General features: G+C 51.3%; 27 protein-coding genes. 26 read left to right on the top strand and 1 reads right to left on the bottom strand.

Features of this window, described 5'->3' with window-relative positions; genetic code table 11:
* Window position 1: 1 nt before the first annotated feature.
* From B0W44_RS11855 to B0W44_RS11945, 20 genes are all read left to right on the top strand, one after another.
* On the top strand, window positions 2–1,330 hold the full coding sequence (locus tag B0W44_RS11855) for an ABC transporter substrate-binding protein (protein ID WP_077720219.1): 1,329 nt from the start codon (window positions 2–4) through the stop codon (window positions 1,328–1,330).
* Between the two features lie 63 nt (window positions 1,331–1,393).
* Window positions 1,394–2,308: a carbohydrate ABC transporter permease gene (locus B0W44_RS11860; protein ID WP_077720220.1), complete on the top strand. Its 915-nt coding sequence runs from the start codon at window positions 1,394–1,396 to the stop codon at window positions 2,306–2,308.
* A gap of 5 nt (window positions 2,309–2,313) precedes the next feature.
* A complete protein-coding gene (locus B0W44_RS11865) occupies window positions 2,314–3,165 on the top strand; it encodes a carbohydrate ABC transporter permease (RefSeq protein WP_077720221.1) in 852 nt (283 codons plus the stop codon).
* Between the two features lie 160 nt (window positions 3,166–3,325).
* Window positions 3,326–4,273, top strand: coding sequence for a GNAT family N-acetyltransferase (locus tag B0W44_RS11870; protein ID WP_077720222.1), 948 nt, complete (start codon window positions 3,326–3,328; stop codon window positions 4,271–4,273).
* A 70-nt stretch (window positions 4,274–4,343) separates the two neighbouring features.
* Complete coding sequence (locus tag B0W44_RS11875; RefSeq protein ID WP_169835554.1) at window positions 4,344–5,660, top strand: ABC transporter substrate-binding protein; 1,317 nt, start codon at window positions 4,344–4,346, stop codon at window positions 5,658–5,660.
* Between the two features lie 51 nt (window positions 5,661–5,711).
* Window positions 5,712–6,659: a carbohydrate ABC transporter permease gene (locus B0W44_RS11880; protein ID WP_077720224.1), complete on the top strand. Its 948-nt coding sequence runs from the start codon at window positions 5,712–5,714 to the stop codon at window positions 6,657–6,659.
* Window positions 6,659–7,531, top strand: a complete 873-nt coding sequence (locus B0W44_RS11885; RefSeq protein ID WP_179947350.1) for a carbohydrate ABC transporter permease — start codon at window positions 6,659–6,661, stop codon at window positions 7,529–7,531. The genes B0W44_RS11880 and B0W44_RS11885 overlap by 1 nt, the downstream gene beginning before the upstream one ends.
* Before the next feature lie 91 nt (window positions 7,532–7,622).
* Window positions 7,623–8,330: a PIG-L deacetylase family protein gene (locus B0W44_RS11890; protein WP_228441068.1), complete on the top strand. Its 708-nt coding sequence runs from the start codon at window positions 7,623–7,625 to the stop codon at window positions 8,328–8,330.
* Window positions 8,331–8,333: 3 nt separating this feature from the next.
* Window positions 8,334–9,512, top strand: coding sequence for an exo-beta-N-acetylmuramidase NamZ family protein (locus B0W44_RS11895; RefSeq protein ID WP_228441071.1), 1,179 nt, complete (start codon window positions 8,334–8,336; stop codon window positions 9,510–9,512).
* Window positions 9,513–9,647: 135 nt separating this feature from the next.
* Entirely contained in the window at window positions 9,648–10,583 is a 936-nt protein-coding gene (yhfZ, locus tag B0W44_RS11900) for a GntR family transcriptional regulator YhfZ (protein WP_077720227.1), read from the top strand.
* Window positions 10,584–10,676: 93 nt separating this feature from the next.
* Window positions 10,677–11,051 (top strand): PRD domain-containing protein, encoded by a 375-nt coding sequence (locus B0W44_RS11905; protein WP_169835555.1) that lies wholly within the window; start codon window positions 10,677–10,679, stop codon window positions 11,049–11,051.
* Entirely contained in the window at window positions 11,048–11,413 is a 366-nt protein-coding gene (locus tag B0W44_RS11910; protein WP_077720229.1) for a DUF2620 domain-containing protein, read from the top strand. Before B0W44_RS11905 ends, B0W44_RS11910 begins: the two co-directional genes overlap by 4 nt.
* 30 nt (window positions 11,414–11,443) lie before the next feature.
* Window positions 11,444–12,742: a YhfT family protein gene (locus B0W44_RS11915; RefSeq protein WP_228441074.1), complete on the top strand. Its 1,299-nt coding sequence runs from the start codon at window positions 11,444–11,446 to the stop codon at window positions 12,740–12,742.
* Window positions 12,743–12,783: 41 nt separating this feature from the next.
* The gene (locus B0W44_RS11920; RefSeq protein WP_077720231.1) at window positions 12,784–13,698 is read left to right on the top strand and encodes a phosphotriesterase family protein; all 915 of its coding nucleotides are present in this window, start codon (window positions 12,784–12,786) and stop codon (window positions 13,696–13,698) included.
* A gap of 10 nt (window positions 13,699–13,708) precedes the next feature.
* Window positions 13,709–14,821: an aminotransferase class V-fold PLP-dependent enzyme gene (locus B0W44_RS11925; protein WP_077720232.1), complete on the top strand. Its 1,113-nt coding sequence runs from the start codon at window positions 13,709–13,711 to the stop codon at window positions 14,819–14,821.
* Window positions 14,822–15,997, top strand: coding sequence for a YhfX family PLP-dependent enzyme (locus B0W44_RS11930; protein WP_077720233.1), 1,176 nt, complete (start codon window positions 14,822–14,824; stop codon window positions 15,995–15,997). It begins immediately after the preceding gene.
* A 15-nt stretch (window positions 15,998–16,012) separates the two neighbouring features.
* Entirely contained in the window at window positions 16,013–16,699 is a 687-nt protein-coding gene (locus B0W44_RS18610; RefSeq protein WP_228441077.1) for an alkaline phosphatase family protein, read from the top strand.
* Window positions 16,603–17,229 carry a phosphopentomutase gene (locus B0W44_RS18615; RefSeq protein WP_228441672.1) on the top strand — a complete coding sequence of 209 codons (627 nt, stop codon included), beginning with the start codon at window positions 16,603–16,605 and terminating at the stop codon, window positions 17,227–17,229. The genes B0W44_RS18610 and B0W44_RS18615 overlap by 97 nt, the downstream gene beginning before the upstream one ends.
* A 93-nt stretch (window positions 17,230–17,322) precedes the next feature.
* Window positions 17,323–17,805 carry a gamma-glutamylcyclotransferase family protein gene (locus B0W44_RS11940; RefSeq protein WP_077720234.1) on the top strand — a complete coding sequence of 161 codons (483 nt, stop codon included), beginning with the start codon at window positions 17,323–17,325 and terminating at the stop codon, window positions 17,803–17,805.
* A 124-nt stretch (window positions 17,806–17,929) separates the two neighbouring features.
* A complete protein-coding gene (locus B0W44_RS11945) occupies window positions 17,930–18,550 on the top strand; it encodes a nitroreductase family protein (protein ID WP_077720235.1) in 621 nt (206 codons plus the stop codon).
* Between the two features lie 420 nt (window positions 18,551–18,970).
* Here the strand turns inward: B0W44_RS11945 and B0W44_RS11950 are convergent, their stop codons facing one another.
* Window positions 18,971–20,254 carry an IS110 family RNA-guided transposase gene (locus tag B0W44_RS11950; protein WP_077719633.1) on the bottom strand — a complete coding sequence of 428 codons (1,284 nt, stop codon included), beginning with the start codon at window positions 20,252–20,254 and terminating at the stop codon, window positions 18,971–18,973.
* A 229-nt stretch (window positions 20,255–20,483) separates the two neighbouring features.
* On the opposite strand from B0W44_RS11950, the gene B0W44_RS11955 reads away from it, so the two are divergent.
* The 6 genes from B0W44_RS11955 to B0W44_RS19090 are packed head-to-tail and all read left to right on the top strand — an operon-like array spanning window position 20,484 to window position 25,038.
* Window positions 20,484–21,074 carry a TetR/AcrR family transcriptional regulator gene (locus B0W44_RS11955; protein WP_077720236.1) on the top strand — a complete coding sequence of 197 codons (591 nt, stop codon included), beginning with the start codon at window positions 20,484–20,486 and terminating at the stop codon, window positions 21,072–21,074.
* Window positions 21,075–21,104: 30 nt separating this feature from the next.
* Window positions 21,105–22,040 carry a cytosine permease gene (locus tag B0W44_RS11960; RefSeq protein ID WP_250637970.1) on the top strand — a complete coding sequence of 312 codons (936 nt, stop codon included), beginning with the start codon at window positions 21,105–21,107 and terminating at the stop codon, window positions 22,038–22,040.
* Window positions 21,971–22,399: a cytosine permease gene (locus B0W44_RS18830; RefSeq protein WP_250637971.1), complete on the top strand. Its 429-nt coding sequence runs from the start codon at window positions 21,971–21,973 to the stop codon at window positions 22,397–22,399. The genes B0W44_RS11960 and B0W44_RS18830 overlap by 70 nt, the downstream gene beginning before the upstream one ends.
* The gene (locus tag B0W44_RS11965) at window positions 22,396–23,490 is read left to right on the top strand and encodes an S-methyl thiohydantoin desulfurase family protein (protein WP_077720237.1); all 1,095 of its coding nucleotides are present in this window, start codon (window positions 22,396–22,398) and stop codon (window positions 23,488–23,490) included. The genes B0W44_RS18830 and B0W44_RS11965 overlap by 4 nt, the downstream gene beginning before the upstream one ends.
* Window positions 23,487–24,737 (top strand): hydantoinase/oxoprolinase N-terminal domain-containing protein, encoded by a 1,251-nt coding sequence (locus tag B0W44_RS11970; RefSeq protein WP_335582612.1) that lies wholly within the window; start codon window positions 23,487–23,489, stop codon window positions 24,735–24,737. Before B0W44_RS11965 ends, B0W44_RS11970 begins: the two co-directional genes overlap by 4 nt.
* Window positions 24,721–25,038 (top strand): hypothetical protein, encoded by a 318-nt coding sequence (locus B0W44_RS19090; protein ID WP_335582613.1) that lies wholly within the window; start codon window positions 24,721–24,723, stop codon window positions 25,036–25,038. Before B0W44_RS11970 ends, B0W44_RS19090 begins: the two co-directional genes overlap by 17 nt.
* Window positions 25,039–25,218 lie beyond the last annotated feature (180 nt).

Genomic DNA, 25,218 nt, shown 5'->3' on the forward strand with positions numbered 1-25,218 from the left:
TTTGGGGAAGAAAACAGTGCGGTGCGTCATTGTTGTGGCTTTGACTGTGATGGTAGTGGCTGCGTGTCGTCAGGGAGGGACGGATTCAACGGACAGCGGGAAAGAAAAGGTGGAATTAACGTGGCTCGTAACTAGCAGTCCCCAGCGAGAGCCATGGCACAAAGAAATGGTCGAGAAGTTCCAGAATGAACACCCTCACATATCGATTAACTTGCAACAAATACCTTACGCCGATGTAGATCAAAAGTTGCAAACTCTAATCGCAGGAGGTACACCGCCAGACATATGGTGTCCTAATTGGAGCCAGTCCGGTTTTCCGACCTTTCAAGCAATGGACGCCCTGTTAGATCTTTCACCGTACATCGAGAAGGACCCGGAAGTTGTGGAAGGGATCGATGACAATTTGATGGAACTGTACCGAGTAGATGGAAAGTACTACGGAATCCCTTTTCAAAACTACGGCTCGTATTTGTACTACAATAAGGAGTTATTTGACAAAAGAGGACTGGATTATCCAACGACGGATTGGGATGACAAAAGTTGGAGCTGGGATCAAATGGTTGAATACGCAGAAAAACTCACTGTAACATCAGAAGATATAAACGAACGGACTTTTGGCTTTATGAGCAATGATGAAACAAACAAACAGGCCTGGCTCTTCGGCGGGGACTTTTTTAGTGCTGACGACTACGCCAACGGTGAAATGGAGACGCCGCAACTTCTAGATAACCCGAAAAATGTGGAGGCGATCCAGGCCCACGTCGATTTAATTCAAAAAGGAATTTCCCCCACGCCTTCACAAACAGAAGGGCTATCTGAAATAGGAGATCCTTTCATTAGTGGAAAAGTCGCCATGGCGACGAACGGGGGGTTTGCGTTTATTAACCTCAAAGCGGCAGACTTTGATTGGGGCGTTGCTGCTCTCCCCTACGTAGAAGGGAGACAGGCTTCACTTTATACTGACCCGTGGAGTATTAGTGCCACAAGCGATCATCCCGACGAAGCGTGGGAGTTTTTAAAGTATATAACAGATCCAGAACACGGTGCGAAGCGGTATTTGGAGTATACGGATGCAACACCTGCCCATCGCGGCTTACTTGAAGACTGGTACCGGGGCATTGCTGAAGAAGCGGGAATGGCCTACGAAGAGATAAAAGAGGTGCACGAAGGGTCACAACGTTACGGAAGGGGGTCAGACAATCATCAAATCAAACAGTTTAGCAGCATTAGAAGAGTCATTGAACAAACGATGCCGGCTGTTTATGACGGAAGTATGAGCGTCGAAGAAGGATTTAAAGTTATTGAGCAAGGGCTCCTCAACTTAGACTGAAATACTTTAAACATTCCTTTGGCTGTACAGCCAAAGGAATGTTTAAGGGAGGTGAAGGATTGGATGTCACGTAACTTCAGGAGAAATCCGGAAATCGTGCGCGAAGAGAGGGCGTTTTGGATTTTTGCCTCGCCTTGGATCGTTGGGACCGTTCTTTTTACAGGGGGCCCGATGATTGCATCGCTATTCCTCAGTTTTTCCCGTTATGACATTATCTCGTCTCCGGTATTTGTCGGATTAGAAAATTATATCCAGCTTTTCCAGGACAAACTGTTTTATAAATCGCTCTCCGTTACGGCCTACTACGTCTTGTTATCTGTTCCGTTTACGATTATAAGCGCTCTCTTGTTAGCCGTTCTTTTGAATCAGAAAGTAAAGGGACTGGCCTTTTTTCGAACGTTTTACTATGCCCCGTCCGTCATCTCAGGTGTATCCGTCGCCTATCTTTGGGCGTGGTTGTTGAATCCCGATTTCGGGGTAGTGAACTCGATCCTGTATGATGTGTTTGGCATTCAAGGACCTAAGTGGTTTCATTCGTCAACGATGGTAGTTCCGTCTATGGTTTTCATGCAGCTTACCGCGTTAGGGAGCACGATGGTCATTTTTTTGGCGGGATTGCAAACGCTGCCTGACGATTTGTATGAGGCTGCACAAATCGATGGCGCAGGGAAAATCCGGCAATTTTTTAATATAACGGTTCCACTCATTTCTCCCGTTATTTTGTTTAACACCATTATCGGCATTATTACTTCGTTTCAGATTTTTACCCAGGCTTACGTCATTACAAAGGGAGGCCCAGACTGGAATTCTTACTTTTATGTCTATTATCTTTTCGAGACGGCTTTTGCAAAGTTTCAAATGGGATATGCATCTGCCCAAGCCTGGATACTGTTTGTAATCATATTCATTTTGACCATGCTCGCTTTGCTCATTTCGAGGCGGTTTGTGTACTACGAATACGTTAAAGAACGGACGTGAGGTGTATGAGTAAAGTATACGCGCGAGGAGAGCACGGACCTGTTGGGAAACTGGGCATATACACGCTCTTGGTTGTCTTCTTGCTGTTGTTCTCATTTCCGGTCTTTTGGATGGTATCCACGTCTTTAAAGTCTATGACTGAAATACACCAAATACCGCAGTCTTGGATTCCGTCTGACTTTTTGTGGCAGAACTACGTTGAAGTGTTTAAGATGGCTCCTTTCGGCACTTATTTGTGGAATACGATTTGGTACACGGGCATTACGGTCATTGGCACCGCCTTAACTTCTTCTTTAGTGGCGTATGCGTTTGCAAGGCTGAGGGCGAGGGGGAGCCAGTTTTTGTTTGGCGTGGTGTTAAGCACGATGATGTTACCGCAGCAAGTCGTCATGATTCCCCAATACCTTTTGTTTAATAAGTTAGGCTGGACTGATTCTTATTTACCCCTTGTCGTTCCGTCTTTTGGCGCCAGTGCTTTTTCAATTTTTCTGCTAAGGCAATTTTATTTAGGAATTCCCCGGGACATGGATGAAGCGGTCAAGATTGATGGAGGTGGCTATTTCACCATTTATTGCAAGATTATACTTCCTTTGTCGGTTCCGGCGCTGGCCACTGTTGGGATTTTAGAATATATGTTCCGCTGGAATGATTTGATGGGACCCCTCATTTATGTGCACAGCACTGACAAATATCCGTTAGCTTTAGGGTTAGCCAATCTAACGGCCGAACAGGGCGCAACCCCTTGGAACGTATTAATGGCCGCTTCCGTTATGGCTGTGTCGATTCCATTGCTCCTATTTTTCTTGGCTCAAAAATACTTTATAAAAGGAATCGCTATAACTGCATCAAAAGGATAAGAATTTAAATATAATTTGATGAAATTTCCTATGAAAAAATGAGTTGCAAGCAGGGAATTCATGTGCGGTGTCGAATATTTACTTGAGGCCCATTTTTAATACAGGAGGTCTATACCTACATACGTATATACCATAGAGGTTACAGGAGTTGAACGTTGAAATGGTGTCGTATCGTTTTTACAGGGCCGGTGACGAAACAAAAGTGGTTCAATTGTGGAACGAATGCTTACTTCAGGACCCGATCACTCAAAAGCGCTTTCGGAACCTCGTACTGTTGGACCCTAATTTTGATCCTGAAGGGCTGCGGTTAGCGTTTGCGGAAAACGAACTGGTCGGATGCGCGTATGCCGTTAGGCGGCGCGTCCCGTTGCACGGAACTGACCTTGAGCCGGACAGTGGGTGGATTCCGTTTTTCTTTGTGCGTCGCGACTGTTCCCGGCGGGGGATCGGTTCGCGGCTGTTGAGCGATGCGTGTCAGTTTTTGCACCGCACCGGACGGAAAGACGTGTTTTTTGCTTCTTACGCCCCGAACTACATTTTACCCGGTATTGATAAAAGCGCTTACCCCGAAGGGTTTCAGTTTTTGCAGAAGCAAGGGTTTAAGGTTCAATACACTCCCGTTGCCATGGACCGTTCACTCGTCGGCTACGAGATTCCGGAAGATGTGCTGGCGTTGAAAAGGCGGCGGGAGCAGGAAGGGTATACATTTGAGACAGCCCGGGACAGCGATTTGTACAACGTGATCCAGTTTGCGAACACGGTGTTTCACCCGGATTGGGGAAGGGCAGTCCGCGAAGGCGTGTTGCAGGGGTTGCCGTTGGAGCGCATCATTGTGGCCCGTCAAAAGGGAACAATCGTTGGGTTTTGTCTCTACGGGGGGTACGAAGGGGTTCCTGAGCGGTTTGGCCCGTTTGGGGTAGATCCGGAACAACGAGGGAAGGGTCTCGGCAAAATACTGCTGTACGACTGCTTGCACAGGATGCGTTCAGAAGGGTTGCACGGGGCCTGGTTTTTGTGGACCGGGAAAAGGACTTCTGCCGGGTATTTGTACAAGCGAGCGGGCTTTGAAGTGACACGACAGTTCCACGTGATGAAAAAGTGCCTTTAGAGTGCCTTTAATTCCCGGTCCAGTCGTTACAGAGGGCCCATAAAGAGTGATGTCAGGAGGAGGAAGTAGCGTGAAGCATTATGTCAAAAGCCTGTTATTAATGTTCTCTGCCGTTTTGGTCGTCGGGTTAATCGGGTGCAGTTCTTCTGGAGCGGGTGAAGGAAATGCAGACAGTAAGAGCGACGAAGGCGCGGTCGAGCTCACGTTATTGACACATTACTCCCAACAACAAGAAGAAGAGTTACAAACATACATTGACCAGTGGAATGAAGAAAATCCGAACATTCACGTCACCCACAAGTCCATTGCCGACTTTTCCCAGTTGTTGCCGACGATGATGGCCCAGCAAACAGCCGGTCAGCAGGCGGATATTCTCCACGTGTACTCCTTGTGGGGCGGGCAACTCGTTCAGAGCAACGTTTTGGCTGCCCCCCCTGAAGACGTCATAGCCGACATTCGAGCGAATTATCCCGACGCTGCGGTAAATGGAGCTACAGTTAACGGGGAACTGTACGGCTATCCGACGGAAATCCAAACGTATGCCCTTTACTACAACAAAAAACTGCTGGAGAAAGCCGGTTATTCAGATCCGCCCGAGACGTGGGACGAGCTGTATGAAATTGCGGAGGCGACGACAGAGCGCGAAGGCAAAAAATTAAAAGTTGCTGGTTTCGGGTTAAAGTCATCTCCGGACTCGTCCGGAACGACTCACCCGTTCCTTTCCCTTTTGTACTCCGCAGGAGGAACGTTTATAAGCGAAGACGGAACCGAGACGTCCATTCATTCGGATGCGGCACTCAAAACCCTGCGGTTTCAACAACAGTTGATAGAAGACGGGTTGACGGACACAAGCTTTGAGGTCGCCGATGCGTTTCCGTCGGAGCAAGTGGCGATGACGATAAACGCCGGTTGGTGGCAAGGCACCTTGAAGGCGACGATGGGGGACAAGTACGCGCACGTCGGCGTTACATCCGTGCCTTCTCCAGACGGATCGGGCAGCGGTTCGGTTTCCTACGGATTCTTTTACGGGGTGAACGAGAGGTCACAACAGCAAAAAGAAGCGTGGGAGTTCTTGAAGTGGCTGAACGGGGAAGCGCAGGAGAACGGCGCAACGCCGGAGGCAAACTTTCTCGCGAGCCAAGGGATTATACCGTCTCGCACGTCTGATTTAGAAGCGCTTGAAACAGCGTTTGCCACGCCGAACAATCAGCCGTTTATAGAAGCGTTGGAATACGCTGTCCCGGAACCGAACGTCTTAAACGGAGAGAAAATTAAGACGTCCTTGCAGAAACAGATCGAGAGCGTGTGGAGCGGTCAAATCACGCCTGAACAAGCGCTTGAAACTGCTGAACAGCAAATATTGAGAGACTTAACAGCGAATCAGTAACGGGGATTCCGTCTTCCCTCGCCATTTCCACAAAGACGTGAGGTGATCGTGATGAAAACCGCAGAAGACATCAAGGAAATCACTCTTCCGCCTCGTCAAACGGGGAGATGGGACAGCCGCCGCAGTCAAACTGTGGTGGGATACTTGTTTTTGGCACCGACGTTGCTCTTTTTCGCGGTCTTTCTCGTCGTTCCCCTCGGGTTTTCTTTGTTTATCAGTTTTTCATCGTGGAGCGGGTTTGATCTGACGTCTATTGAGTGGGTCGGCCTACAAAATTACAAAGACATTTTGTCGAAAGATTCGGCGTTTCTCACGCCAATATTGACGAATACGCTTTATTTTGCATTCGGGACGGTTCTGTTGTCCTTTGTGGCCGCGGTCATAGTCGCCTACATGATCACGCGCCTAAAATTCGAAGGCTTTTGGCGGACGTTGTATTTTCTTCCAATGGTCACGACCGTGGTAGCTGTCGGAAACGTGTGGAAATTCATGTACGACCCGAACGGCGGCTTGATTAATGCCGTCCTGAACCGTCTCGGGATGCCCACCGTCGCGTTCCTGGATAATCCGGACACCGCACTCACGTCCATCGTCGTCGTCTCCGCCTGGGCTGCGATTGGCAGTGCGGTACTCATACTGACCGCCGGGTTGAAAGGGATTCCCGAATCGTATTACGAAGCGGCCGAGTTGGAAGGCGCCAGCGTGAGTAAAATGTTCTGGCACATTACCTTGCCTCTCTTGCGTCCGTCGATGCTCTTCGTCCTCATAACTGGGCTCATCAGCGGATTGCAGTCTTTTACTCTTACGATGGTGATGACCGGTGACGGAGGGCCAGGCAATGCGACAAATGTGGGAGGACTGGAAATGTACAATCAGGCCTTTCAGTACAGTGCGTGGGGAATCGCCTGTGCCATGGCTTTCATCCTGTTCATCATCGTCTTTGTCGTCACGGCCATTCAGTTAATGATCTTCAGACGAGGGGGAGTTGAAAGCTACTGATGAAGACAAAATTCCCTTGGTGTTCTTATTTAGTCGTGACTGTCGGCAGTATCATGATGGTGTTTCCGTTTCTGGACATGTTTTTCACATCGTTCAAAGGGCCAGACGAAATCAATACGACGGATTACAAACTGTTACCCAACTCGTTTGAGTGGGACAATTACGTCACCGTGTTTCGGGAGATGAACATGGCCCTCTTGTTTCGAAACAGCATCATTGTCACCGTCAGTGTGACGGTTCTCGTGCTACTCACGAGCACACTTGCTGGTTACGCGTTGACCAAATTGCGCTTTAAAGGGCGCAATGCCATTTTTCGTTTTATCTTGGCGACGATGATGTTCCCGCCGTTTTTGTTTCTCATTCCGAACTTTTACATCATGGTGCATTTCCCTTTAGCCGGGGGGAACGACATATTCGGGAACGGCGGGTACGGCGGGTTGGCCACGTCGTTGTGGGCGTTAATTCTTCCTTTCGCTGTGAGTGGTTTCGGCATTTTTCTCATGCGGCAATTTATTATGACCATTCCCGATGCTTTGATTGAAGCCGCGAGGATTGACGGCGCTTCTGAGATTCGCATTTTTTGGCAGATTGTGGCGCCGATGACGACACCTGCCCTCGCCACACTGGCGATTTTTACTTTCATAAACCAGTGGAACGAATTTATATGGGCGCTCTTAATTTACACTGTGAACAGTGATCTTGCGACGCTGCCTGTCGGGATTCAAATGTTGCAGTCGTATTTAGATCCAAGCTTAACGCAAGCGTTGGTAAATGCGGCGTTGACGATCAGCGTCGTGCCCGTTTTCCTCGTGTTCCTGTTCTTACAGAAGTACTACGTTAAAGGGATGGTCATGTCGGGGATCAAGGAGTAAAGCATAACGAATGCGTTTGGAGGGTCGAGGGTATGGGAAGGGGGCGTTTACTTAAAATGACATGTCGACGATTACAGGAGGGAATGGAAAGGTGAATCAGAAGAAATCTCACATCTTGGCGATCGGTGGGCACGCAGGGGACCTTGATTTAACCGCGGGAGCCGTGATCGCCAAATACACGCAGTCCGGTCACAAAGCAACGTTTTTGCACTTGACGCCAGGTGAGAAGGGACATCCGCGACTGTCGCCGGAGGACTACGCTCAGCAGAAAATCGAAGAAGCGCATCAATTTGCTGAGATCGTAGGGGCAGACGTGCGTTTTCTCGATTACAAAGATGCTGAATTGCCGGTTAACGATCAAGTGAAGTACGAAGTTGCCGACGTCATCCGCGAGGTGAAACCCGACATTATTATTACGCACTGGAAAGGCAGCATGCACAAGGATCACACGAACACGCATTACATTGTAGAAGACGCCCGTTTTTATGCAGGATTGCCGACGATTGAACGCGAACGGCCGGCCCATTTTGCACCGAAACTGTACTATGCCGACAACTGGGAAGATCCGTACGGCTTCGAGCCGGACGTGTTTATAGACATTCCGGACGAAGCGTATGAAACGTGGGTCCGAGCGATGAAGGTTTACGCTTACGCTCGGGGAGAGACGTCCGGTTTCCCGTTTATCGAGTACTACAAGGCGTTGACGATCGTTCGCGGGGCGCCGGCGGGATTTAAGCGTGCTCAAGCGTTCGCTGTACCGAAGGGAGCTTTGGTCAAGCGTCAACGATTTTTTGAATAATACGTGAGAAAGTCAGCTGGAGGTGTTGTCGTGCGGCTCGGTCTCGATGTTTTTTTACGACGACACGTGCGAGCGTTTAAAGGGGAACGGATAGGGCTCGTGACGAACATGACCGGAGTCAACCGCCGTCTCATTCCGATTATCGATTTGTTTTACGAACATCCCGATATCCGGTTGACCGCTCTGTACGCGCCGGAACACGGAATTCGCGGTGATGCGAAAGAGGGCGAAGCTGTCGCGTCTTCAACGGACGCATACACAGGTTTACCGGTGTTCAGCTTGTACGGGAAATACAGAAAGCCTACTCCCCAAATGCTAGAACCCGTGGATGTGGTTGTTTTCGACTTGCAAGACATTGGATCGCGTTACTATACGTTCATTTATACCATGGCCTACGTCATGGAGGCGTGCGGCGAACAAGGAAAACGGTTTGTCGTTTTAGACCGTCCCAATCCGATCGGCGGGACGTCTGTCGAAGGAAATGTACTTGAACCGCAGTTCAGGTCCTTTGTCGGGCTCTACCCTATCCCGAACCGGCACGGTTTGACGATCGGCGAACTGGCGTTGTTGTACACACACGAATTTGGCATATCGTGTGACGTCACCGTTGTTCAGATGGAAGGGTGGGAGCGGGACATGTACTTTGACGAAACTGGGCTGTTCTGGGTTCCACCGTCACCGAATACGACGGGTTTAGATATGTGTACACTGTATCCGGGTACATGCTTAATTGAAGGGACCAACCTTTCGGAGGGGCGCGGCACGACGCGGCCGTTTGAAATAGCAGGTGCTCCTTTTGTTGACGGATATACCTTGGCGAAACAGTTTAACGAACGCAGAGTGAGGGGCGTGCTGGCCCGTCCGGTTTCATTCGTTCCCACGTATCAAAAGTACAAAGGTTTACGATGCGAAGGGGTTCAGCTGCACGTCGAAGACCGGGAAAAGATCCATGCGTTTCAAGTCGGCATAACGTTGTTGGAAACCGTTGCCGCCTTGTATCCCGATCAGTTTTCGTTCCGGGAAGCGGAGAGGGGGAGCGCGTGCTTTTTTGATCTCTTGGCGGGGACTCAGAAGCTGCGCCACCACATTCTCGCAGGCAGTACAAGGGAATTTTTGAAAGAGTGCGAACCGGAGCTGGAGCAGTTCAAGCGGCGAGTCGAGCCGTATTTGCTGTACGCATGACAAGCGATCAACGTTGGACGTGTAGAGCGGGACTGAACACTTTGCATGAAAGGGGGACAAATTGTATTTTACGTTTAGTACAGAATACTGTATATTAATTATAGAGTGTAGTGTCCGATTCACGGGGGGTGAAAAATGGCGTCGATATCCGACCGGCTGTACACGAAAAACGGTTTGGCTGCGAGGAAAATCGCCGGGCGTCTTCTGTCCGTAAAACCTGGTGAGCGCATTCCACGGGTGAGTGACTTCGCCAGCGAGTTGTCCCTTGGAAGGGGAACAGTTCAAGGAGCGCTGCGGCTGCTGGAAGACATGGGGGCGATTGATCTTGAAGCGCGGGGGCATTTAGGGACGTTTCTGAAGAGTAAAGATGATCACGCCTTGTGGGAAATCGCCGGCATGTCGCAGTTGGTGGGCGTGATGCCCCTCCCCTACTCGCGTAAGTACGAAGGGCTGGCGACGGGTCTCCTCGAAGCGTTTCACGATCTGGATGTTCCTTTCAACCTAGCGTTTATGCGCGGCTCGAAGCACCGTCTGGATGCGTTGAAATCTGGCCGTTACGACTTCGCCGTCATATCCGGCCTGGCGGGAGAACTGGCAGAAGACCAAATGGAGGATTTGCACGTTGTGAAAAGGCTTGGTCCATATTCTTACGTATCGGGTCACGAAATCTTTTTTGCGGATGCAAGTGAAACAGCGATACGTGATGGAATGCGTGTCGGGATAGATTATTCCTCGGCTGACCAGTACATGTTAACGTCATATGAATGCCGGGGGTTAGCTGTTGAATTCGTCGAAGTCAACTACATGCAACTAATCGATATGTTGCGGGAAAGAAAAATTGACGCCGCCGTTTGGAATAAAGACGAATTCAGACATGCCGATCTGTTAGGGCGCGCCCCTTTTCAGTCAGAAAGAGCGCAGAAACTTTCCCAAAAAGTGAGTGAAGCCGTGTTAGTCGCTGAAAGTGAAAACAATGAGGTTGTCAAACAGCGGCTGGCTGATCTTTCCGTTGATAAGGTTCGCCGCGTTCAACAGAAAGTGGAAGAAGGCAGGATGTTTGCGCGTTATTAAAGCGTCAAAGGTCAATATATTGTGATTGCAGGGCACTCAATTGACCGTCTTTTTGAAGTATAATACTATATACTGTATATTGGAGGATTCAACGTGACGGCATTGGATGAACGTTTAAAAGTGTTAATCGAAGGAGGAGTCGTAATTCCGAAGGCAGCCGACATAGCGAAAAATGCTGTTAAGCGGTTGAAAGACATTTACGGTTTTCTGCCTGAGGACAGAGTGAGCGTGTTTGTGACACACCTCGCGACCGCTTTGACGCGCCTTGAACGGAAAGAAACTGTTGGGGCTCCGCCACCGGAGTTGCTAAAAGAGGTGGAGGCGACCCCGTTTATAAAAGAAGCACTTCTTGAGATCGACTGGATCGAGCACGAGTGGGGAACGGAGCTGCCAGTTGAAGAAAAACAGTTTTTAAGCATCCATTACGTCTCTTTAATACAGGGTGCAAAAGGAGGTGAACCGTCGTGAAAGTGGTAATTGGCGGACAGGTCGATAAAAAAGAAGTGGAACAGTTGGTCATAGAACACGGTCCAGCGGGAGTAGAGACAGCCATCAAGTCGGACATGGAAGCGGCGATGGCGATTAAGTCAGGCGCAGCCGATTACTACGTCGGGGCTTGTCACACAGGCGGGGGCGGCGCTTTGGCTATGGCCATTGCCATTGTCGGGAGGGACAAGTGTGAAACGGTGTCGATGCCGGGGCGCAAACCGGACGAAGCGAAAGTTCGAGAAGCTGTCCAATCAGGCAAAAAGGCGTTCGGCTTTACAGCTGACCACAAAGAGATGGCTGTCCCGATGATTATGAAAGCGATCAAGGAATTGGGTGAATGACACTAATTTGAGGGAGAGAAGGTGGGTCACATGATGGAAATGGTGGTTGTCGTCCTGGTAGGCGCGATGGCGGCCGTTCTGGCTAACAGGGGCATTGCTGTCTTTAACGATGGATTGCGGCCGATCGTTCCTGAAAACATTGAAGGGCGTTTGAATCGGCGCGAGCTGGCGTTGACGTCCTTTGCGATGGGGTTTGGTTTGGTGGTCGGCTTTGGCATTCCGTTTACGCTGACGGCCAGCATCATTCTCATTCACAGCATTTTGCTGGGGACAGATATTATCGGCCTTTCCACGCCGAACAATAAATGGGGAACTCCCTTGGCGGCGGTAATCGGAGGCGCGTACGGCGCGGGCTTACTCATCGGGTTGGAAGGTTTCGTCAAACTGTTTGAATACCTTCCAGTCAATTTTATGGAGCCGATGGGGGAAGTCGGCACACCGGTCGTCGTCATGTTCATGGTGTTTCCTGCACTGGCAGTCGCCTTTCAGTTTGGTATTTCAAAGGGAATCTGGACGTTTCTCGCGTCAGCTTTTGTACGGCAGTTGGCTGTCTGGCTGAATGAGAGCGAAATGCTGTCGTTCAGCGGAACAACCGTGACATTGAATCAGGAAGGGATTGCGCTCATTACCGGAATGATCTTTTTGATTGCCTTCGCCGTCAGGCAGAAGCCAAGCGAAGAAAGCGGCAGTGTAAACCTAGCGACAGTGTTCAGCGACCGCGTCAGCCGAATCCGTAAAAATGTCGTGTACTTCATGGTTATGGGCGGATTAATTGCGATGGCGACGAACATGCTGCTCATTGCCGGCGACCCGATTTCTTTGAACTTGCTCGCCGAAGGGCAACAAACAGACGCGGCCATTGCAGCCCTAGCTCGAGCGGTCGGGTTTATCCCACTCGTTGCCAGTACGGCGATCGCAACGGGTGTGTACGGACCGGTGGGATTTACCCTCGTGTTCGTCGTCGGGTTGTTGCTGCCAAACGTCTGGTTAGCAGGGATCGTCGGAGCTTTGGTCATCATGGTGGAAGTGCTGCTCCTCAGTCACATCGCCCGTTTACTGGATAAGTATCCCGGCGTGAGGAAATCGGGTGAAAACATTCGCACGGCGATGACTCGCATATTGGAGGTGGCACTGCTGATTGGGGGTGCCAATGCGGCGAATGCGATCGCTCCTGGCTTAGGTTTCTTTGTCATCGCGGGAATTTATTTGTTAAACGAAGCGGCGGGGCGTCCCATCGTCCGGATGGCTGTCGGTCCCATTGGGGCCATCGCGGTAGGGATTATCGCGAACTTACTAGTCCTCGCGGGATTAATGCCGCCTCCGCAATAAAGTGCCACGAGCAAATTTACGAAATGTAGAAAGGAATTGTCATGGCGAAAAAGATACGCACAGTGACCGGTGACATTCACCCTGACGATCTTGGGAAGACGATGATTCACGAGCACGTGATCATGGACTTGTCGCACGTCCGACAGGACGATGACCCCGTCCTGTCGGACTCTGAAGCGATGCGTACGGAGTTAGAACGGTTAAAGGCGGCCGGTTGCGGTGGAATTGTCGAAGTGACGAACCGCGGCATGGGCCGGGACGTGAAAGCTCTGAGCGCTCTTTCAGAGAGGCACAACCTCCCGATTGTCGCGGCAACGGGCTATTACAAGCAATCGTATTACCCAGAGGAAGTGAAGGCAAAACGGGAAGAGGACATTGTCGAGTTGTTTGTCGCCGAACTGACTGAAGGGATCGAAGGAACAGGAGTTCGAGCGGGAATTATTGCAGAAATCGGCAGCAGCTACAACGAAATGACAGAAGATGAAAAGAAAGTCTTCCGGGCGGCGGGCCGGGCACAGAAGATGACAGGAGCTCCGCTCAGCACCCATTGTGAGTTGGGCACATTGGGGTCTGAACAGGTGCAGCTGTTTGCCGAGATGGACGTCGACCCCGCTAAAATCTCCATCGGCCATCAAGATCTGAACGGCGATCGCGACGAATACGAGCGCTTGCTGCAAGCAGGCGTGTACATTCAGTTTGACACTATCGGCAAAAACAACTACCGCCCAGAGGCGGAACGGCTGTCTGATTTACTGTATTTACTGGACAGAGGGTACGTTGGACAGCTGATGTTGTCGTGCGACGTGACGAAACAGTCGTATTTGAAAGTAAACGGCGGATTTGGCTACGAATACTTGTTCACCCGCTTTATTCCGTTGCTCTTGGAGAACGGTGTATCCGAGAGAGAAGTCACGACGATGATGGTGGATAATCCGCGCCGTTTCTTGTCTTTTTAGGAGGTTGATTATGAGCAATCCAGTATTGACGACGATGACGATCGAACAGGCGAAACAGAAACAGTTTCAGTTGACAGAAGCGATTGCGGAGGAATTTACGGGGCGGGAGTTTTTTGCACAAGGAGACGTCGGCGTGGTTCCTGGACTGGGCAGACCAGTGCAAACGGACAAAGTGGAACGGGTGTTGGCCCGCTTTTTCCGTGTGGAAGCATGTGCCCTCGTACGCGGGGCCGGAACAGGGGCGATACGGGCAGCGTTAAGCGTCCTGTTAGAGCCGGGCGATGCCTTCTTCATGCACACGAGCCCGATGTACAAGACGACGCAGGAGACGGTCCGCCTCATGGGGCTCCGCCCTGTTTACGTGGATTACAACGATGTGAAGTGTTTGCGGGACGCGCTAACTGAACGGACGGAATGCCGTGTCTTTTACGTTCAGCATTCACGCCAGAAACCGGATGACGCGTACGACCTCGAGACCGTCATCAATCTGGTGCGCTCTGTGCGGCCCGACCTCCCGATCGTCGTGGACGACAACTACACTGTGCTGAAAGTCCCCAAAAGCGGGGTCGAGTTGGGAGCGGCGTACTCCTGCTTTTCAGGGTTTAAATTACTCGGCCCTCCGGGAATAGGAGTCGTCGTCGGAAAGGGCGACGGTATCGCCAAAATCCACGAACGGAATTATTCCGGAGGAGGGCAGGTGCAAGGGGAGGAAGCGATGGATCTGCTCCGCTCCCTCGTCCTAGCGCCGGTCGCCATCGCCGTGCAAAACGAACAGACCGAGCGGTTGAACGCGCTGCTCAACGAGGGAGCCGTCCCGGAAGTGAAGAGAGCGTACATCACCAACTCCCAGTCGAAAAATGTCATTGTCGAATTCAGACGACCGATAGCGCAAGATGTGATGAAGGCGTGTGAACGGCACGGCGCCGCCGTTTACCCGGTGGGCGCTGAGTCCCGGTATGAAGTGCTTCCGATGATTTACCGCCTTTCCGGTAGCTTTTTGGAGAGCCGTCCCGATTTGGCGCGAACGGCGGTTCGCGTCAACCCGATGCGTTCTGGGGCAGAGCTTACGATCCGGATTTTACAAAAGGCACTGGCTGACGTGTTAGACAGAGGCGAAGCGTAAATGTTTGTGCCAGTGACACTGGAGCGCAATCCGTCCTTAATTGAGACAGCTGTGACACTTCACCGGAAAGGCGAGATTCGCCCCAACACTTACGTATTGGATCTGGATGCCATCGCCTTCAACACCCGTCAACTGGTCCAGGCGGCTGATCAAAACGGCCTCAACCTGTACATGATGACGAAACAAATCGGTCGCAACCCCGAAGTGGCCAAGTTGATCGCCGCCAACGGCATTGAGCGGGCGGTCGCGGTCGATCCGTGGGAAGCCGTCACCTTGGGACGTGCAGGGATCCAACTGGGGAACGTGGGACATTTAGTCCAAATTCCTTCTCGCATGATCGAGGAGATCCTCTCCTACCGCCCGGAAGTCGTCACCGTCTTTTCCGTGAAAAAAGCAGAAGAAATTTCGCAGGCGGCTGAAAAAATGGGGAGGATTCAAAAGCTGCTCTTAAAAGTTGTCGGCCGCCACGACGTCATGTATCAAGGTCAGCAGGGCGGTTTTAGGGAAGATGAGTTGATCGCCGCCGCACGGGCCATCAGCCGGCTTTCCGGCGTGCGTATCGCAGGGGTGACCGCCTTCCCTTGTCTTTTGTACCGCGAGGAAAAGGGCCGCGTGGAACCGACGGCCAATGCGCACACCGTCCTCAGCAGCGCGGAGAAATTGTCGTCAGAGCTCGGCATCCCCCTTGAACAAATCAACATGCCCAGCGCCACATCGGTCCACACGATTCCGATGCTGGCAGAGCTAGGGGCGACACACGGCGAGCCAGGGCACGCCCTGACCGGGACGACGCCGCTGCATCAAAAGGAAGGTCAGGCGGAATTGCCGGCGATGGTGTACGTCAGTGAAATTTCTCACACAGATCGCCATGTCGCGTATGCGTACGGGGGAGGTTTTTACCGCCGCTCACATGCAAGATGCGCCCTTGTCGGAAAAGATTTTCCTGAGATGCGCCGCCGTGTCGTGCCCATTCGGGAAACGCCGCCCGAATACATCGATTACTACGGGACACTTGAAAAGGGGACGCACCCGATAGAAGTCGGAGACACGGTAATTTACGCCTTTCGCACCCAAATTTTTGTGACGCGAAGTGAAGTCGCTCTTGTGGAAGGCATTCAGAGCGGCAATCCGTCGCTGAGAGCCGTTTACGACAGCTCAGGAAAAAAACTGCGGTAAAAGGAGAAATGGCACATGGGAAACAAACGGGCGATCGTCCTCATTTTGGACAGCCTCGGAGTCGGGGCGATGGATGACATCGTACCGGAACGGTTGCAGGACCGTGGGGCGAACACTTTTTACCACATTTTAGATCAGGCAGAAGAAATACACATCCCGCACTTGGAATGGCTGGGAATCAACCATATTTTACACCATCCGCGGCTCGCCTCACCGAAGGCGCCAGCAAATGCCAGCTTCGGAACGCTCAAACTTGAACACGACGGGGCTGACAGCTATGCGGGACACCAGGAAATTATGGGGACTGCTCCGAAAAAGCCGTTGAAGGAGCCGTTCGTGAAAAACATCGAACAGGTCCGAGAGGCGCTCAAACGTCGCGGATACACGGTGGAGATTCCCGATCCCAATTTGCCGTATTTGCTCGTCAACGGACAGGTCGTCGTCGCCGACAACATCGAAACCGACTACGGGCAGATTTACAACGTGACCGCCCCTTTGGATTGTGTGCCGTTTACGGAAGTGCTGGAAATCGGAAGAGTCGTGCGGTCGGCCGTAAAAGTGAACCGCGTCATCGTCCTCGGCGGAGAGCATGTGTCCCCGAACGGATCAGAGCGAGTGTCGAACGCCGCGACGACGGGCTCGTCGGGGTTAATTCGCCGAAATCGGGGGTTTACCGGCAAGGCTATCGAGTACGGCACTTAGGGTACGGGGTTGACCCGCGCACACAGACGAGCAGCATACTCGCAGAAGAAGGGATTCACGTCACCCTAATCGGAAAAATGCAGGACGTCATTACGTGTGACGGCGCTGAGAAAATTCCGGCAGTTGATACAAACGTGGTGATGCAATCTATCGTTGAATCGATGGTGTCGGTGGATCGCGGCCTCATTGCTGCGACGGTGCAGGAAACAGACCTGGCCGGGCATGCACAAGATGTCGATCGCTATGCTCAGAAAATTATGGAAGTTGACCGTGCGCTGTCCACTGTGCTTGAGCGGTTGTCGGACGAGGATTTGCTTATACTGAGTGCCGATCACGGCAACGATCCCACCATCGGACACAGCCAGCACACGAGGGAGAAGACTTTCCTGCTGGCGTACGGAAAATCGTTCACAAGTACAGATGTCGGGGAGCGGGACAGTTTGTCCGATATTGGCGCAACAGTTGCCGAATTTTTCTCTGTGCGCCAACCGGAAAACGGTAAAAGTTTTTATCCGCTGTTAACCGGGTGATCTCCTCATAAAGTGAGCCTGTGTCTAGTCGTCGAAGGGCGTTCCTTCGTATATTATAAGAATGAGAATGTGCAGAAAAAGGAGGTCGCAGTAGTGCGCAGGCGAGACACGGGCACGCTCTACTTTGCGTACGGTTCGTGTATGGACGATGTGCGGCTGCGGGAGCACGGGGTGAACCATTTGTTTCAAGATGTCGTCGGCCGAGGCGTGTTGCGCGGATACCGACTGGCATTCACGCGCCAAACAGGAGATTGCGCGTACGCCGACATCGTCCCCGACCCGAGAAGCATCGTGGAGGGAAAAGTGTACCGGCTGACGTCAGAAGCGGTTGATTACTTGGACGAGCGGGAAGGACGGGGGAAAGCGTACGACCGCGTCTGGTTGGAGGTAGACGTGAACGGAACACAGATGCCATCTGTACTGTCGTACACTGTGGTACAGAAAAGCGAGGCAGAGCTGCCTCCTCCGAAATGGTACGCTTTAGAAATTTTGCGCGGTGCCGAAGGCACAGTCAGTGCCCGCTACCTAGAGGCTTTACAGAAGAAGTTCCGGCAGGAGTTTAAGTTGGATGTCTAATCTGGCCCTTGAACCCTCTCGATGGTCGAAGTGATTCGCTAAGCTGCGATGAACGATCGCGGCTTTTTTATTTGCCTTTTGCCCGAGAAATTTGGTACAGTCGTGAGTACGAAGGAGGTTACGTATGGACGTACGCGATACGATTGAACAGCGGCGGGCTGTGAAGCGCTATGACCCGACGCGTGAAATCAGTGAAGACCGTATCCGGGAGTTGTTCCGCCTCGCTTCCTTGGCGCCGTCCGCCTGGAATTTACAGCACTGGCACTTCATCGTCGTCAGGAGCGCCGAACAGAAGGAACGGTTGCGCAAGGCAGCCAACAACCAGCCGAAAGTGACAGAAGCATCTTTGACCGTCGTCGTCTGCGGCAATTTAGACGCTTATCGAGACGCAGACCGCATCTACGACTCGTTCGTGAGAAACGGGTATTTGTCAGAGGAACAAAAGCGACGAAAAATTATCGGCATCGAACAGTTTTACGCTGATCCGCAAAACCGGCGCGACGAAGCGATCCGCAACGCTTCCCTGGCGGCCCAGACATTGATCCTGGCCGCCACAGAGATGGGCTACGCCACGTGCCCGATGATCGGATTCGACCCAGACGCGGTTCGCGAGGTGGTCGAGCTCCCCGACCACCTCCTTCCAGTCATGCTGATCACAGTCGGATTCGGTGAGGAAACGCGCCCTCGCAACGACCGCAAACCGTTTGAAGAAATTGTCGACTTTGATGTATTCGGGCGTTCGTGACACGCCAAACCACCTCCCTCTTGAAATAAATAATTTTCTTTAACATGCTCGTTCATTCTCAAATTTTCATAGGAACTTATTTCGAAGCTTTTTCATGGCTTTTACCAGAAAGTCCTCTTTTCGGAATATTCCGATAGAGTGAAGAGTAATGCCCTAAAACTCCTGTAATGGAATTTTCAAAATTATTTATGATCGCGCATCTCTTCTCCACTCAGCTCATGGTCGCTTACCCTCCCATGGCTCACGGGATTTTCTCCTCACATTCCTTCGTCCGGCATATCCATGAGGTGGAGGCCGACTTTGCTCCTTTACGGGGTCTGGGCCCTGATGGTGAAAATATGGTTCGGCTCTGCGCTTCGATTGTGTTCCCACCGTCCTTGAGTGTCAAACGAAAGGTTGCCTACTCCCTAACTTTTTCTTTTAAGCTGCTTCCTGTATGGAAAACTGAGGCATGTCTCGCAGCATTTTCTCGCCGTCAAACCGGTATCGTTTCTTGGCCATTGCAAAAAACACGCGGATGAGTTTACAACTCAGGGCAATGAGCGATTCTTGTTTCTTAAGCGGGTGTTCTTGCCGCGTTGTATAGTATTCGTGCAAGGCTTTAAAGGCCGCATTATGCACAACGAGCGGACGAACCACGAGATATAAGGCTTTGCGCAGTCGCCTGCGTCCACGCTTGGTGATGTGGGTCTGACCTTTGCATTTCCCCGATTGGTGTACGGTTAAGCTCAGCCCGGCAAGGCGTTGAATCTGGCGTGGATGTTCATAGTGGGCGATGTCTCCAACCTCGCCGAAAAAGGTGGCCACGGTCAAAACGTTAACGCCCTTCATGGCGATCATCTCTTCAGTTCCTGGAATCACTTTGACCAGCTGCTCCATCTCTTCATCGATGCTTGCGATGCTTTCTTGAAGATGCTCGTATTGTTTGAGCAAACTTTGCAGGGCACGTTTGGCCATCCGCGTTCCGACGGTTAATCCGATGGAACGCTCAGCTGCTTGCCGCAGTGTATGGGCCCGTTTGATTCCGATGCCTCGCTGGGCGACCTGTTTCCACTCCCTCACCAGGTCTTCTGCCGATATGGCAGTGACCTCTGCCGGCAATGGGAAATGGCTCAGGGTGTACCAAGCGGCTTTGCCATCCCAATCTTTAAACACTCTCCGGAATTCCGGAAAATAACGATCGAGCCAGTTGTCAATCCGACCGGTGATGATCTGCAAATCTTTCGACAGCTGATCGCGAATTTTAAGGCCTTCCCGCAGTTCGGCATATACACCCTCTTGCAGGTTCGGTACGGCGTATCGGCCGTCTGTGATCAATTGGGCGATGACGTGGGCGTCTTTTGTATCTGTTTTAGATGGCGAATTGTCATCGAGCTCCTTCGCTTTTTTCACATGCATCGGATTGACGACGACAAACGGGATTTCTTTCGCCTTGGCGAAATAGGCGAGATTGAACCAATAGTGTCCGGTCGGTTCACAACCGAGGATCACATGTGTTTTTTCATATGCCTGTTGCTTCTCGGACACCCAAGCTAATAATCGCTCAAAGCCCGTTATGTTGTTTTCAAAAACCAATCGCTTACCAAACTCATACCCTCGGTCATCGACTGCTCGGGCGACGTGCTTTTCTTTCGCAATGTCAATCCCTACAACTAATGTCTCCGGTGTGATTTGCTTCAATTTCTTATTCCGGTTATAATTCACTTCGAATCCTCCTTGGGTTTTGAATTTAGGAGTCGATGTCATCGACATCCCGTACTATACCAAGGAGGCTCTTTTTTGTTAAACCTCAATTTTCTTCATTACAGGAATGCTCCTTTAGGTTCTTGCCTAAGGAGGTAATTGTATTTAATGGACAAGTGTTGTGTCGGTGTACGTACTGTTGAATATCTTAAACAACTTCTATATAATAAGCCTAACTATCATTAGTTAGGTGATCGCGGTGACCCGGCAGAACATCAAACAAGCCGCTCTGAACCTGTTAGCCGCACACGGGTATGAGAAGACAACTCTCTCAGCTATCGCCAAAGAGGTCGGCATCAAAGCGCCGTCCATTTATTCATTCTTTGAGAGTAAAGAAGCGTTGTTCGTGGAAATTTACCGCGACTTGCTGGACGAGCACTTCATGCAGCTCAAGCAGCTCATAACCAGTAATGAAGGAAAGGCTCCGGAGAAACGTTTGAAACACCTTTTAAAAGGCATTTTGTCATACCATGTGCACCATCCGAAAGAATCTCGTGTCCTGTTGCAGTTGTTGTTGTTCCCGCCAGAGTTTATGCAGGACGAAATCGAGCGCCTCTTTATAGAAAAAGAAGAGATGCAGCGCAAACTGTTGATGGAGATTTTTACGGATGCCATGAATGAAAACGTCGTCCGAAAACAGGCGATGGACGATTTAATCGCTTCTTTCTTTTGCTTGATGGATGGTCTGTTTTTGGAGTTGTTTTACTACGGAGAAGATGTGCTCATGGGGAAATTGGAACAAATATGGCAGGTCTACTGGACAGGCTTAACCACGTCTTAACATACAACACGAAAAGGCAGGGATACACGTATGCAAGATCTGAAGATAGAAGATTTCGAACGGCGTCCTGTTCCGCCGTCCGTTCGAAAGAGTTGGTGGTCTATCAGTTTGGTTTGGATTGCGATCGGGATTGATTTGTCAGCGATGCTGCTCGGTGCAGAGTTAGGTGGAGGAATGGACTTTCAATCCGCTTTGTTAGCGGTTTTTGTCGGCTCTCTCTTTTTGGGTGTACTGGCTTCTTTTTGTGCTTACATCGGTGCAGCGACGGGGCTGTCGACTTCCATGATTTCCCGCTTTGCTTTCGGGGAATACGGAGCGCGAATCGTCTCCGTCATCATAGGGGTTTCTCTACTTGGTTGGTTTGGGGTTCAAGCAGGCTTTTTTGCTGAAAATGCCTATGCGGCTGTTGAGCATTTATTTGGCGTGTCGGTTTCCACAAAATGGCTCGCCTTGTTTGGTGGATTACTGATGATGACCACTGCCATATACGGGTACCGTGCCATTGAGCGGCTGAGTGTCTACTCGGTTCCATTCCTTGTCGCCTTGATTTTGCTTGCGATGAGCCTGGCGTTTTATCAACAAGGGTCAGGGGCATTGTTTGAAGCTACCGACAACACCTTTAGTTTTGGAGCGGCCACATCATTAGTCATCGGGATCTTTGTATTGGGTGCCATGATCTCACCGGACGTATCTCGATGGGCGAAAAGTCGAAAAGACGCCGTCTTGGCGGCATTTTTCGGATTTTTTGTCGGGAATAGCTTCATGCTGATCATGGCGATCATCTTGTCGAAAGTGCTTCACACAGATGATTTAACCTACGTCTTTTTCGCAGTAGGTTTGGTATTCCCGCACTTTTGGTTCTCACCTTGGCTCAATGGACGACCAATACGAACAACTTGTACTCGTCGTCCCTCGGTTTTTCCGTTGTCTTTCGGCGCACATCGAAAGTTGTCATCACAATCGTAGCGGGTTTGGTCGCAACCATGCTTGCAGTTTTCGGCATTTACGATCGGTTTATTACTTTTTTGTCGATCATGACGATGTTTATCGCCCCGGTTGGTGGGATTTACACCGCTGAATATTACCTCATCAACAAAAAGCGCTTCTCCTTTGAAAATGAACACATTGTCAAACTGAATGTCTGTGCGGTGATCGCGTGGGTGGTCAGCACCTTTATCAGTTATATGACGACGGATGCGCCAGATGGTTTGGCCTTGTTTACGCTCACGAGCGTGCCTGCACTCGACGGCTTTCTTTCGGCATTTGCAATCCAAACGCTTTTAAGCCTTTTGATTCGGAACGAAAAGTGGAAGGTGGTTAAATGAAGCAGCTAAACGAACAGGCTATCGAAGATATTGCCATGGGTGCGGCAGTGCTCGGCACCGGTGGAGGAGGAGACCCTTTCATCGGTAAAATGATGGCCCTGGAGGCGGTGAAAAAGTACGGGCCCGTTTCGGTCGTCACGGTGGACGAATTGGAGGATCAGGCCCAGGTAGTGCCCGTGTGCATGATCGGGGCGCCGACCGTCATGGCTGAAAAAATCCCGTCTATGGAACAAGTAACCGCGGCAATCGAATGTTTAGAACAGGAAAAAGGGCAAGCGGTCGATGCGGTCATGCCGATTGAGATCGGCGGAGTCAATTCGCTCATCCCCATCGTTGCGGCTGCCAAAAAAGGCATCCCGGTTCTCGATGCCGACGCCATGGGACGCGCTTTCCCAGAGTCCCAGATGGTGACGTTTCATTTAGAAGGGTATTTGCCTGGTTCGGTGACTCTAGCGGATGAGAAAGGAAATGTGACCTTGCTTCGACCGATTGACGGTGCCTGGTCGGAGCGGTTGGCACGGGCGATCACCGTGGAAATGGGAGGGTCGGCTTCGATGTGCGATTACTGGCTTTCCGGCGCAGACGTGAAGCGGGCCGTCATCCCTGGCACTTTACACACTGTCGAAAAGATCGGGCGAATCATACGGGAAGCGCACGGGAAAATGGAGAATCCGGTACGGAACATATTGAGAGAACTGCAAGGTTATGAATTGTTTACAGGAAAGGTGGTCCACATTGAGCGGAGCATTGACGGCGGATTTACCCGCGGGAAAGCCGCCATCGAAGGAACAGATCGCGATCGGTCCAAAGTGATGAACCTCTACTTTCAAAACGAACACTTGCTGGCCGAGGAAGACGGGAAATTGCGCGCGGTGCCCCCTGATTTGATCGCCGTGTTGGATGAAGAGACAGGTTATCCGGTGACGACGGAAAACATCCGATATGGAGCCCGTGTAACGGTCGTCGCCTTTCCTGCCCATCTGAAATGGCGCACTGAAGTCGGGTTAGAAACGGCCGGCCCCCGGTATTTCGGTTACGATTGCGACTACATTCCGGTAGAAAAACTGTGTAAAGGAGGGAAAGCCGAGTGACGTATCGACTGGGGATAGATGTCGGTGGCACGAATACAGATGCGGTGATTTTGGATGAATCACGACAGGTCGTGGCCAAAGTAAAACAACCCACGACAAGCGATGTGATGACGGGAATTTATCGAGCCATCGAGAAGTTGTTAGCACAAGCGCCCGTCGATCGCGGATCGATTCGCTATGCGATGCTCGGGACCACTCAGTGTACGAATGCGATCGTGGAAAGAAAGCAGCTCAATCGAGTGGGAATCATTCGCATCGGTGCCCAGGCGACGACGGCTGTTCCTCCGCTGGCCGGTTGGGATGATACGTTGCGGCAAGTGATTGGTGAGCACATTCATGTTCTCTCAGGCGGCTACGAATACAGTGGAAAGACGATCGCTCCCTTTGATGAAGAAGGTTTAAAACAAGCAGTTCGCGAGATGAGAGGAAAAGTCCAATCGATCGCGGTGATTGGCGTTTTTTCTCCTGTCCGCGTGGAACAAGAGCGTCAAGCCGCACAAATCATTCGGGAGATAGCACCAGAGATGCACGTCTCCCTCTCTCATGAAATTGGATCAATCGGCCTCGTCGAAAGGGAAAATGCAACGATCCTAAATGCAGCCTTAATGAATGTGATTCAAGGGGTTGTGGACGGTTTTAACGGAGCGTTGCAAAAACATCGCATTGGGGCTGAACTGTATTTAGGACAAAATGACGGAACGTTGATGTCCAGTCAATATGCGCTTCAGTACCCGATCTTTACCATTGCGTGCGGTCCAACGAATTCCATCCGAGGCGCCATGCATCTGTCGGGTTTGAAGGATGCGATCATCGTGGACATCGGAGGGACGACGACAGATGTCGGTGTGGTACAAAAAGGATTTCCGCGCCAATCGGCGCTAGCAGTAGACGTCGGAGGGGTGAGGACGAACTTCAGAATGCCGGACATACTGTCCATCGGTTTGGGGGGAGGGACCGTGATCCATGAAAAAGGGAGTGAGTTGACGATCGGTCCAGAGAGTGTCGGCTATTTGCTGCCGGAAAGAGGGCAAGCCTTTGGCGGTCCCGTCTTAACGGCCACGGACGTGGCGATCTGCCTCGGCCTCGCCGATATACCTGGAACAGATCCAACACGTGTACGCCTATCACCTGCCTATGCTCAGCGCGCCCATCGACGCATGGTCGAAAAAGTGGCCGACGCCATTGACCGGATGAAGACGAGTCCCGATGCAGTCCCCGTTGTGTTGGTCGGTGGGGGAGCGTCCTGATGCCGGAGCAGCTGCCTGGGGCATCAGAAGTCATTCGCCCCCGCATTCCGATTCGGCCAATGCCATCGGTGCCGCCTTAGGGGATATTAGCGGCGATGTGGAAAAAGTGTACTCCCTCTCTGAGATGTCTTATGACGAAGCCCTCGCCGACGCCAAGCAGACAGCAATCCGAGAAGCGGTTCACGCTGGGGCCGATCCCGATACGGTTCAGATCATGACTATCGAAGACGTGCCGCTCGCGTACATGCCGGGGAATGCGACGCTGATCAAAGTCAAAGCGGCTGGCGAGATTAAAAAGTAAACAACGTCACACCATTCAGGAATTGAATCCACAAGTGCACCCGCCCTTGCATAAGACGTAAAGCAAGGGGGTGCACTTTTTCATGTCGGCCGTTTGGGTGGAACGCAAACAGACGTTTCATGACCATACGGCGTCAAAAGGTTTGCTATAATAAGTGTAAGCTCATGATCGGCGAACAGT

Source organism: Novibacillus thermophilus (assembly GCF_002005165.1).
GTDB lineage: Bacteria > Bacillota > Bacilli > Thermoactinomycetales > Novibacillaceae > Novibacillus > Novibacillus thermophilus.

Coding starts and splice junctions, on each gene's coding strand:
- B0W44_RS11925 (WP_077720232.1), top strand. CDS start 13,709: ATGAGCAATCCAGTATTGACGACGATGACGATCGAACAGGCGAAACAG.
- B0W44_RS18610 (WP_228441077.1), top strand. CDS start 16,013: ATGGGAAACAAACGGGCGATCGTCCTCATTTTGGACAGCCTCGGAGTC.
- B0W44_RS11965 (WP_077720237.1), top strand. CDS start 22,396: ATGAAGCAGCTAAACGAACAGGCTATCGAAGATATTGCCATGGGTGCG.
- B0W44_RS11860 (WP_077720220.1), top strand. CDS start 1,394: ATGTCACGTAACTTCAGGAGAAATCCGGAAATCGTGCGCGAAGAGAGG.
- B0W44_RS11920 (WP_077720231.1), top strand. CDS start 12,784: ATGGCGAAAAAGATACGCACAGTGACCGGTGACATTCACCCTGACGAT.
- B0W44_RS11885 (WP_179947350.1), top strand. CDS start 6,659: ATGAAGACAAAATTCCCTTGGTGTTCTTATTTAGTCGTGACTGTCGGC.
- B0W44_RS11880 (WP_077720224.1), top strand. CDS start 5,712: ATGAAAACCGCAGAAGACATCAAGGAAATCACTCTTCCGCCTCGTCAA.
- B0W44_RS11960 (WP_250637970.1), top strand. CDS start 21,105: ATGCAAGATCTGAAGATAGAAGATTTCGAACGGCGTCCTGTTCCGCCG.
- B0W44_RS11945 (WP_077720235.1), top strand. CDS start 17,930: ATGGACGTACGCGATACGATTGAACAGCGGCGGGCTGTGAAGCGCTAT.
- B0W44_RS11915 (WP_228441074.1), top strand. CDS start 11,444: ATGATGGAAATGGTGGTTGTCGTCCTGGTAGGCGCGATGGCGGCCGTT.
- B0W44_RS11865 (WP_077720221.1), top strand. CDS start 2,314: ATGAGTAAAGTATACGCGCGAGGAGAGCACGGACCTGTTGGGAAACTG.
- B0W44_RS11870 (WP_077720222.1), top strand. CDS start 3,326: ATGGTGTCGTATCGTTTTTACAGGGCCGGTGACGAAACAAAAGTGGTT.
- yhfZ (WP_077720227.1), top strand. CDS start 9,648: ATGGCGTCGATATCCGACCGGCTGTACACGAAAAACGGTTTGGCTGCG.
- B0W44_RS11930 (WP_077720233.1), top strand. CDS start 14,822: ATGTTTGTGCCAGTGACACTGGAGCGCAATCCGTCCTTAATTGAGACA.